The organism is Martelella sp. (assembly GCF_984369615.1).
This window is the reverse complement of the sequence record NZ_CFHTCS010000135.1, coordinates 1-10,623: the sequence shown is the minus strand read 5'-3', so window position 1 is coordinate 10,623 and position 10,623 is coordinate 1. Positions and strand designations below refer to the sequence as shown.

7 protein-coding genes are annotated in these 10,623 nt (G+C 60.0%); 6 read left to right on the top strand and 1 reads right to left on the bottom strand.

Annotated elements, in window-relative coordinates:
• On the top strand, positions 1-811 hold an 811-nt coding region (locus AC5DC2_RS12260), incomplete at its 5' end, for an ABC transporter substrate-binding protein (protein WP_491698665.1).
• Positions 812-1,036: 225 nt separating this feature from the next.
• On the opposite strand, the gene AC5DC2_RS12255 is transcribed toward AC5DC2_RS12260, so the two are convergent.
• Entirely contained in the window at positions 1,037-2,029 is a 993-nt protein-coding gene (locus tag AC5DC2_RS12255) for a LacI family DNA-binding transcriptional regulator (protein WP_491698664.1), read from the bottom strand.
• Between the two features lie 151 nt (positions 2,030-2,180).
• Between AC5DC2_RS12255 and AC5DC2_RS12250 the strand changes: the two genes are divergently transcribed.
• The 5 genes from AC5DC2_RS12250 to dnaE form a co-directional block, all read left to right on the top strand.
• Complete coding sequence (locus AC5DC2_RS12250; RefSeq protein WP_491698663.1) at positions 2,181-3,203, top strand: ABC transporter substrate-binding protein; 1,023 nt, start codon at positions 2,181-2,183, stop codon at positions 3,201-3,203.
• A gap of 66 nt (positions 3,204-3,269) precedes the next feature.
• Entirely contained in the window at positions 3,270-5,477 is a 2,208-nt protein-coding gene (locus AC5DC2_RS12245; RefSeq protein ID WP_491698662.1) for an ABC transporter permease, read from the top strand.
• Positions 5,474-6,538, top strand: a complete 1,065-nt coding sequence (locus tag AC5DC2_RS12240; protein ID WP_024709282.1) for an ABC transporter ATP-binding protein — start codon at positions 5,474-5,476, stop codon at positions 6,536-6,538. Before AC5DC2_RS12245 ends, AC5DC2_RS12240 begins: the two co-directional genes overlap by 4 nt.
• Positions 6,535-7,341 (top strand): inositol monophosphatase family protein, encoded by an 807-nt coding sequence (locus tag AC5DC2_RS12235; RefSeq protein WP_491698661.1) that lies wholly within the window; start codon positions 6,535-6,537, stop codon positions 7,339-7,341. The genes AC5DC2_RS12240 and AC5DC2_RS12235 overlap by 4 nt, the downstream gene beginning before the upstream one ends.
• 1,038 nt (positions 7,342-8,379) lie before the next feature.
• Positions 8,380-10,623: DNA polymerase III subunit alpha (dnaE, locus tag AC5DC2_RS12230; protein ID WP_491698660.1), on the top strand; the 2,244-nt coding region annotated here is incomplete at its 3' end.

Here is a 10,623-nt window from a genome sequence, read left to right as displayed (position 1 = left end):
GGTCACCTCGCAGATCCTGCCGCAGGGCTTCGGCCTGAGCTGGTTCCCACCGGATCTTGCCGATGAGGTTCCTGAAAATTACCGCAACCCGGCGATCACCAGCCTTAATCCGTGGGTCTGGGCCTATAATGACGAGGTCTATACCGACGGTTGCCCGATCGACAACATGTGGGCGCTGACGGAACCGGACTGGAAGGGGCGCGTGGCCATTCCCGATCCGCTCCTGCGCAATGAAACCATGTTCTGGTTCAACCAGCTTGCCACCAACTCTGACGACAAAATGGCCGAGGCCTATGAAGCCTATTTCGGTGAGCCGCTTGATACCGATGAAGCGAGCGCCACCGCGGAATGGGTGAAACGCCTCGCCGCCAATCAGCCGGTCGTCACCAAGGGCGATTCCGATGTCGGTCCGATTATCGGCGCTCCGGGACAGGAAAAGCCGTTCATGGGCTTGCTGAGCGCGGCCATCTTCCGCCATGCCGACCGTGATGGCTACAGCATGGGGATTTGCGAGGGGCTGAAGCCATTTATCGGTCAGTTGACGCCGCGCGTCGCTGTCATTGCGGCTGGAACGGACAGCCCGAACGCCGCCAAGCTGTTCGTGCACTATATGATGACTGGCGAGGGCATGGCACCGCAGCTCTCCGACGGCAAGATCTCGACCAACGAAAATGTGGTCATGCCCGAAGACGAGCATTCCGGCGTGTTCGATGTCCGCGACCAGCTGCATGTCACCGACTCCGCGACCACAGCGGATGATTTTGCCAAGCTTCAGGACTGGCAGGACTTCTGGATCGTGAACAATCGCTAAATAGCATTGAGCAAGCGGGAAGTCGGAAATGAATTTCGGCTTTCCGCATCTGAACACAGCAGAAGAATCCGAGGGAACGCGCTGATTCCTTGAGGGCGTGCGTCCATGCGAACGGTCGACGCGGGGAGAAGGCACCAGCATCATACCGGAAGCGTCGATAGTCCACTCTTGTTCGCTTGGGTACCCGTGGCTGTCCTGCTTGCACGGATCTGGATTCGGAAGGTCCTAGTCCCGGACGGTCTTCCGCCACACCATACGGGAGGACAGCATGATCGAACGCGGCTCATCATGCTCCGGCTCGGAAAGGTAGCTGACCGCAGCCTTGGCAAAATCATCAACCGGCTGACTGAAGGTCGTCAGATTGTAGCTGTCCCAAGCGGCCTGCTCGATATCATCGAAGCCGATGATGGAAACCTCTTCGGGCACACGTAATTTCAGACGCTGGCGGGCCGCATCGAGCACGCCGCACGCGATCAGGTCGGTCGAGCAGAAAATGCCATCCGGACGATCCGGCCGGGTCAGCAGACGCATACCGACATCGAGCCCCGTCTGATAGGAGGTCATGCCGCTTGCATCTTCGATGAGTGCCAAGCCTGCATCCGCCGCAGCGGCGGCAAAGCCCTTGCGTCGGTCCTCGAGGCTCGGGGTACCCGCCAGAGATGAGGCAAATGCCATCCGCCTGCAACCCGCGGCGAACAAGGCGGCAAACGCTTGGTGCCCGGCAGCAGCGTCGTCCAGCCTTAGCTGAAGCGTGCCGGCGCGCTCTTCATCGCGATTGATCAGGACCAGGCGCATGCCATTGCGAAGGCAAATCTCCGCCAGCGATGTGTCCGGCATGCCGGAGAGAATGATCGCCGCTTCCGTGCGATAGGAAATGGCCTGGCGCAAGGCCTGGGCGACGCTTTCGTCCGACCGGTCCGTATTGATCAGCATGCCGACCTTGCCGGCAGCCTGCAACTGGCTCGAAAGGGCGGCAAGCAGGGTGGACCGATAGGGCGTATTAATCTCGGCCGCAATGAGAGCGACGATCCCCGTTTTCGATGTCAGAAGACCGCGCGCCAGATTGTTCACCTGGTACCCGAGTTTCTCGGCCGCCTCATAGACCTTTGCGCGGGTTTCGGAGGAAACGGACGCGCCTGGCGTGAAGGCTCTAGAAACCGCCGTGCGAGAGACCCCGGCCAGCTCTGCTACATCTTTCGCACTTACCTGAGTTCTCATGATGCTGTCTTCTTGCAAACCTGTGCATTGGCGTAATTCATAGAATTAACGCCAAATTGCTACAGTTTATTGACATAAGGAAATTTTAAATTCAAGGTAATGCACAGCTGTGCATCATGCCAGCACCCGGAAACGGGAATGGGAGGAGAACATGAATACATTGAAGTGCGCCCTTGCGGGCGCAGCAATAATGTTGCCCGCCAGCGCCATGGCGGACGAGTTGAACCTGATCTGCTCGGCCGATGTCGTCATCTGTGAACGGCTTGTCACTGAGTTCGAGAGCAGCCATCCGGACACCGATGTGAACATGGTGAGAATGTCATCCGGTGAGGCCTATGCGAAAATCAGGGCCGAAGCGCGTAATCCGCAAACCGATCTCTGGTGGGGAGGGACGGGAGACCCTCATCTTCAGGCGGGACATGACGGGTTGACCGCCGAATACAAGTCGCCAATGCTGGCCGAGTTGCAGGACTGGGCGCAAGGACAGGCAGAAGTCTCTGATTTCCGTACGGTGGGAGTCTATTCCGGTGCTTTGGGCTGGGGATACAATAAAGAGCTGTTTGCGGAAAAGGGCATCGCCGCTCCGGAGTGCTGGGCCGACCTGCTGGACCCTGCCTTGAAGGGCGAGATCCAGATCGCCGACCCGAACTCGTCCGGTACGGCCTATACGACGCTTGCAACGCTCGTCCAGCTGATGGGTGAGGACGAAGCTTTCGATTTTCTGAAAAAAATGCACGCGAACGTCTCGCAGTACACAAAATCCGGCAGTGCTCCCGTGAAAGCGGCGGCACGCGGTGAAACAGGACTGGGTATTGTCTTTCAGCATGACGCTGTTGCTCAGGCAGTGTCCGGTTTCCCGATCGGAGTCGTCGCCCCCTGCGAGGGGACGGGATATGAGATCGGCTCCATGTCCATGATCGAGGGTGCGCAGAATCCGGAAGCGGCCAAGACCTTCTATGATTGGGTGCTGACGGCAGAGGTGCAGAACATGATGCCGGAAGCAGGTTCATTCCAGATTCCGTCAAATGCCAGCGCGACGCCGCCCGAAGAGGCGCCGGACCTGTCGACGATCAAGCTGATCGACTATGACTTTGCCGAATATGGCAGCGCGGATAGGCGCAAGGCCCTGCTGGCACGGTGGGACGATGAAATCGGGTCCCTGCCGCTCCAATAACGTGACCTGACGCGGGCAGGCTGGAGCCTGCCTGCGTTCGCGCCCCTGAACTCATCGGACAGTGTCATGACATCCAGAGACAACCGCAGGCTCGATATGATCCTGGCGGCGGCGATTGTCGCTTTCATCGCCCTGCCTTGGTATCGAGTCCGCTCCGGATTTTTCAGCTTCGAATGGCTGAGTGATTTCGTCGTTTCAGACAGCCTGTGGCCGGGCATTGCCCAGCTCCTTACGGGCCGCTGGCAGCTCCTGCCGGTTTTTTTGATGCTTCTTGCCGCGCTCTATCTGCGTGTCACACGACACCCGGGGGATCGGGGACGCGCTCTGATCAATATCGGCGTTGCGGGACTTCTTTGGATGTTGGTCGAGGGCCTTTCGATCGGCATGCGTGGCTGGAACTGGAGCCTTCTGGAGGCCACCTTCGGGGAAATATCCGGACAGCCAGCCTTTGGGGCAGGTGCCGTGGTCATTGGCACCGTCTTTGCGCTGATGATTGCTTTCGGAGCCGCCGAGCGCGGCGCATTGAAGGGCGATGCCTTCGTACTCGCCTGCATTACGCTGCTGGTGCTGCTTGTCGCGGTCTTTGTCTTTTACCCGCTGGTATCCATGTTCACCGGCGCCTTTCAGGAATTCGATGGCTCATTCACGACGGAGGGCGTGCGCAGGAACATCATTGACCCAAAGATCTGGTCACTTGCCTGTCTTGCAGGCGGCAATTGCGGCGTTGCCTGGCGCACCTTCTTTCTGGCCGTCTGTACAGCGACAGGGACGACGCTGCTGGGGCTGGTCTTCGCGCTCGTGGCGACCAGAACAGGGTTTCGCTTCAAGAAATCGCTGCGGCTGCTGACGGTGTTGCCGATTATCACGCCGCCCTTCGTCGTCGGCCTTGCGCTGACCATGCTGCTGGGTCGCTCCGGCACATTGACCAATGTGATCGAAGCCGCGACGGGTCTGGAGCTGGGGCGCTGGCTCTATGGGCTGACAGGAATCTGGATTGCCCAGATGCTCAGCTTCACGCCGATTTCCTTCCTTGTTCTGATCGGCGTGGTCGATGGGATCAGCCCATCCATGGAAGAGGCAAGCCAGACGCTGCGCTCGGACCGCTGGCGCACTTTCCGCAAGGTTACGCTGCCGCTGATGGCGCCCGGGCTGGCCAATGCGTTCCTGATCGGTTTCATCGAATCCATGGCCGACTTCGGCAACCCTTTGGTCCTCGGCGGCTCGGGTGGCGTTCTGTCGACAGAGATATTCTTCGCCGTCGTCGGTGCGCAGAATGACCCTGCGCGCGCGGCAGTACTCGCCACAGTCCTGCTGGTGTTCACGCTTTCGGCCTTCCTTGCTCAGCGCCTGTGGCTTTCCGGCAAGAATTACTCGACCGTGACGGGGAAAGGGGATGGCGGACGGCATATACAGCTGCCGCATCGTGTAGCCATCCCGGTGATAACCGTAGCTGTCATCTGGGCCGCATTCACCATCACGGTCTATGCGATGATCCTCTTCGGCGGCTTCGTTAGCATCTGGGGGCTTGATCACTCGCTGACGCTTGCGCACTACACGAGGGCGTTCGGTATCAGCTGGGAAAACGGCATCCGCTGGACAGGCGTTGCCTGGGACAGCTTCTGGACCACAATGGAAATCGCTCTGATCGCCGCGCCGTTGACCGCCGCCGTCGGACTTCTGACGGCCTGGCTGATTGTTCGGCAGAGATTTCCGGGGCGCTCTGTCTTCGAATTTGCTCTGATGATGAGCTTTGCCATTCCCGGCACAGTCATCGGCATCAGCTACATCATGGCATTCAACCTTCCGCCTCTGCAGATGACCGGTACGGCGGTAATCCTGATTGCCTGCTTTGTCTTCCGTAACATGCCGGTCGGCGTGCGGGGAGGGGTGGCGGCCATGTCACAGCTGGACGGATCGCTTGACGAGGCTTCTCTGACACTCGGGGCAAGCTCGGGCCGCACGATGCGCAAGGTCATCCTGCCGCTCATGCGCCCGGCCATCCTGGCAGCATTGGTCTACAGCTTCGTTCGCGCAATCACCTCGATTTCAGCTGTGATCTTTTTGGTCAGCGCGAAATACAACATGGCGACCGCCTACATCGTTGGCCTGGTCGAGAACGGGGAATACGGCATTGCCATCGCCTATTCCTCGGTTCTGATCCTGGTGATGATCACGGTCATTGGCGGCTTTCAGCTTCTGGTTGGCGAACGTCGCATTCGCCGAAGAGAAGAGAAGGACGCCGCAGCCCCCATCAAGAAGGAAGCACTCGGATGACACATACAAAAGGTGCCGTGGCGTTTCGCAATGTGCGGAAGAGCTTCGGCCATTTCACCGCCATTCCGGACCTCTCGCTCGACATCGAGCCGGGCCAGCTTGTCACGCTGCTCGGACCCTCTGGATGCGGCAAGACGACAACGCTCCGCATGCTGGCGGGTCTGGAAAGCCCTACCGAAGGCCAGATCATGATCGGCGGCGAGGATGTCACCCGCCTGCCTGCCGACAGGCGCGACGTATCGATGGTGTTCCAGAGCTATGCGCTTTTTCCGCATATGCGCGTTGGCCAGAATGTAGCCTACGGCCTTGAAGCGAGCGGTATCAAATCAGGTGAGGCGCGCAAGCGCGCCGAAGAGGCGCTCGAAGTCGTTGGGCTCTCCGGTCTGTCAGGGCGCCTGCCGGCAGAGCTTTCCGGCGGCCAGCAGCAGCGTGTCGCCGTGGCGCGCGCACTCGTTCTAGAGCCACAGGTCCTGCTGCTCGACGAACCGCTTTCGAATCTCGATGCCCGACTGCGTCGCCAGGTGCGCACGGATATCCGCACGCTGCAGCAGCGCCTTCGTTTCACGGCTGTTTACGTCACGCATGATCAGGAAGAAGCGCTCGCTGTCTCCGATACCATCGTTGTCATGAAGGATGGGAAGGTCGCTCAGATTGGGTCACCGCGCGAGCTTTATGAAGCGCCAGCTTCCGAGTTCATTGCCGACTTCATCGGAGAGGCCAATGTTGTGGATGGGCATATTCGGTCCATCGAAGGCGATATTGCGAAGGTCGAAGTGGGCGGGGTAACCATCGCGCTGCCGTCCCGCGGTACCAAACCAGGCCCGGCTCGGCTGTCGCTCCATGCCAATGCCATGAAGGTCAGATCCGAAGGGCAGGGGGTTCCGGGCACAATCGCCTCCTCGGCTTATCTCGGTGATCACGTCGAGTACGAGATCGATGGTCCGCTTGGACGCATATTCGTGGTCGATGACGAAAGCGAAGTGCCGTTGCCGGCCGGTTCAAACGTCCGACTTGAAGTTCGCCCGAGGGGCGTCGCGCTTATTCCGCAGGAGAATGCATGACCGGAACAATCATGACTGAGAGCAGGCTCGATACGGCAACGGAGCTTGCCAGGCGCGCCGGCAAGCTGGCTCTTGCCTATTTCGAGAACCGCGAGGAACTACTGGTGCGGCAAAAACGCCATGTGACCGATCTGGTGTCCCAGGCGGATCTCGAAGTCGAAACGCTTATCCGGGACCGGCTGAACAGATCATTCCCGCTTGATGCGCAACTCGGCGAAGAACACGGCTTGAGCGAAGGCAGTTCCGGCGTAACCTGGGTGATTGATCCGATTGACGGCACGGCTCCCTATCTTAACGGATTGCCAGGCTGGTGTGTGTCGATCGGCGCCTGTGATGAGGACGGCCCGATCCTCGGCGTGATCTATGTACCGGTCCTGAATGAGCTATTCATCGCGGCGCGAGGGCAAGGGGCTACGTTGAACGGCAAGCCCGTCCGCGCTCTGGACGGGGATCTCAGGTCCGGCCTGTTGGGTGTCGGTGCCAATGACCGCGTCTCCAGCGAGCGTGTCGGGCGCATGCTGGCCGAGCTGTCAGAGGCCGGGGCTGGGTGGGTCCGCTATGGATCGGGCGCCTTGATGCTGGCCTGGGTCGCCGCCGGTCGCCTCACCGGATACGTTGAACCGCGGATGAGCGCATGGGATTGCCTCGCAGGCTACTGTTTGATCCAGGAAGCCGGCGGGCGTGTGCTTGCCTTTCCGAACGGTCCCGGGCTGACCGCGCCAGCGCCAGTTCTAGGCGCGTGCGCGGGCGCATACGCGGAACTTGCCAGTATATGCGGGTTTGGCCAGTCGCCTGAATGGTAGCCCGCAGCTCTTCCCTTAACCACGGATGTGAGTTGGCCTGAACGGTACAGCGTGTGCGAACCGAACCGTGCGGTTGCCCTGGCAAAGGAAGCCCGCAAAAGGTTGCAATGATGTTCAGAATAGAGTTTGCAAATGGACGATAACTCATTGATTTGTTTGTGTCGGCTTTGACGCTCTTTTTTAGAAAATTGCCTTGCGATCAAGTGTATTGGCAAAACTACGAAATTTTGGGGGGCGGGAGTTCGAATCTTCCCGAGCGCGCCTTAAGGAATGGCCCGTGACGGATGCAATTTCTCCCAAGTTGCACCCGGCTTCGAACAGCATCGTCACGGTCGTTCCGCGTATGTCGTGAAAGTGAAGATCGTCAAGGCCTCATCAGGCCGATGGCTGCGGGACCGTGAATGTCAAAGTCGCCTGATGTTCTTCAGCGCGAACCCGCTTTCCGGGCCAGTTGGGATGCGGTCAAGCGGCACATTGAGGTTCTGTTCAGGCACTTCGAATGACATCTCGTGTGTCATCAGGCGTGTTGCCTCGGCGGCAAGTGCAACGGTCGCCTGCTCCCCCGGACAGCGGTGCGCGTTTGCCGCGTAGCGGGTTCGTGCATCGCCCGATCACGGCCATCACGGTTGCTTACGCAGACCGATAGCTTTCGAAAAATCGGTGGACTGATCTGAGTGTCCGGAGTTAGGCCGTAAATACGCCGCCCATGCCGACGAAGGGTTCGGCGTAGCCGCGGCCCGACTTGGCCGGCCACGGCGGAAAATATCTCGAGGACGCTTGCAAAAGGAACAAAAACAGAACATAATAAAAACATAAAGCGAAACGGAGGCGAAAATGACAGAAATTTTGCGCGATGTGGCGGCATTCTTCTCGATCACGCTGTTCCTGACCAGCATGGCGCTGATCGTCAGCTCAATGTAAATACGCCCGCCACCTCACAGCGGTGCGAGCTTTCTGTGCATATGTTTTGTTGGCGTTGCGCGGGCCGGGCCGGCCTGCGAGGATCAGGATCCACGGTAAGGCACGACGGAGCAGGCAATGGCAGATGTGATCGGACACGATGGCGATGACCGGTCGGGCGGGGCAGCGGTTCGATTCGTTCACCTGAGAACCCATTCGGCCTATTCCCTTCTTGAGGGAGCCTTGCCGCTCAAGAAAATCCTGAAGCTTGCCCTTGATGACCGGCAGCCGGCTGTCGCCGTCACCGACACGAACAATCTGTTCGGCGCGCTCGAATTTTCGCAGAAGGCGATCGGGGAGGGGCTGCAGCCGATTATCGGCTGTCAGCTGTCGATCGACATGGAAGACGGCGGCGAGGGCGATCGGCGCGGCGGGTCCCACCTCCCGGCAAAATTGCCGGCGATCGTTGTTCTCGTGGCCAATGAAACGGGCTATGCGAACCTCATGCACCTCGTCAGCGAGGCCTATCTCGGCGGCGAGGCGCATGACAGCATCTATATCCGGAAGTCCTGGCTGGAAGGCCGGACGGACGGTCTGATCGCTCTGACCGGTGGGCCGGGCGGTCCGATCGACCAGGCGCTCGCCTCGGGTTTCGAGGCTAAGGCGCGCGAGCGTCTGGAAGCGCTCAAGACGCTTTTCGGCGACCGGTTGTATGTCGAATTGCAGCGTCAGGGTGCTTTTGATCTCCAGCGCGAACGGCATGTGATCAATCTGGCCTATGAGCTTGAACTTCCGCTGGTGGCAACCAATGAGCCTTTTTTCCCGGCGCGCGAGGATTTCGAGGCGCATGACGCGCTGATGGCCGTCGCGCATAATGCCATTGTCTCCGACGACCGGCGTTTTAGGCTGACGCCGGACCACTTCATGAAAACGCAGGCGGAAATGGCGGAACTGTTTTCCGACCTTCCCGAGGCGCTCGACAATACGGTCGAGATCGCACGGCGCTGCAGCTTCATCCTGCAGACGCGCAGTCCGATCCTGCCGCGCTTCACCGGCGCTTCCGACGATCCGGAGGAGGCCGAGCGGGCCGAGGCGCTCGAGTTGCGCCGACAGGCCGTCGAGGGGCTTGAGGCGCGGCTCTCCCATGTGGGGCTGAGCGAGGGGCACAGTCGCCAGGATTATGTCGAGCGGCTCGACTATGAACTGGGCATCATCGAGAGTATGAAGTTTCCCGGCTACTTCCTGATCGTTGCCGACTTCATCAAATGGGCCAAGGAACATGATATTCCCGTCGGTCCGGGCCGCGGCTCGGGCGCGGGCTCGCTTGTTGCCTACGCGCTGACGATTACCGATGTCGACCCGCTGCGCTTCTCGCTTCTGTTCGAACGCTTTCTCAACCCCGAGCGCGTGTCGATGCCGGACTTCGATATCGATTTCTGTCAGGACCGGCGCGAGGAGGTGATCCGCTACGTTCAGCAGAAATACGGACGCGCCCAGGTGGCGCAGATCATCACTTTCGGGTCTCTGCAGGCGCGCGCCGCCCTGCGCGATGTCGGCCGCGTACTGGAAATGCCTTACGGACAGGTCGACCGGATCAGCAAGCTCGTGCCCAACAATCCGGCCAATCCGGTGACACTTGCCAAGGCGATCGAGGACGAGCCGAAATTCCAGGAGGCCGCCGAAGAAGAGCCGATCGTCGGGCGTCTGCTGGCGATCGCGCAGAAGATCGAGGGGCTCTACCGGCATGCCTCGACCCATGCCGCCGGGATTGTGATCGGCGACCGGCCGCTTTCGCGACTGGTGCCGATGTATCGCGATCCGCGCTCGGACATGCCGGTCACGCAGTTCAACATGAAATGGGTGGAGCAGGCCGGTCTCGTGAAGTTCGACTTTCTCGGGTTGAAGACGCTGACGGTGTTGAAGACGGCGGTCGACTTCATCGCTCGGCGCGACATCAAGGTCGACCTGTCGCTGGTTCCGCTTGATGATCACGACACCTATGACATGCTGGCCCGCGGCGAGACAGTCGGCGTGTTCCAGGTGGAAAGCGCCGGTATGCGCAAGGCGCTGATCGGGATGAGGCCGGACCGCATCGAGGACCTGATCGCCCTTGTCGCGCTTTATCGGCCGGGGCCGATGGAAAACATCCCCGTCTATAATGCGCGCAAGCACGGCGAGGAGGAGATCGAATCCGTGCATCCGATGATCGATCACCTTCTCGCCGAGACCCAGGGCGTCATCATCTACCAGGAACAGGTGATGCAGGTGGCGCAGGTGCTTTCGGGCTATTCGCTCGGTGAGGCCGACCTTCTGCGCCGCGCGATGGGCAAGAAGATCAAGGAGCAGATGGACAAGCAGCGCGTCCGTTTCGTCGAGGGCGCG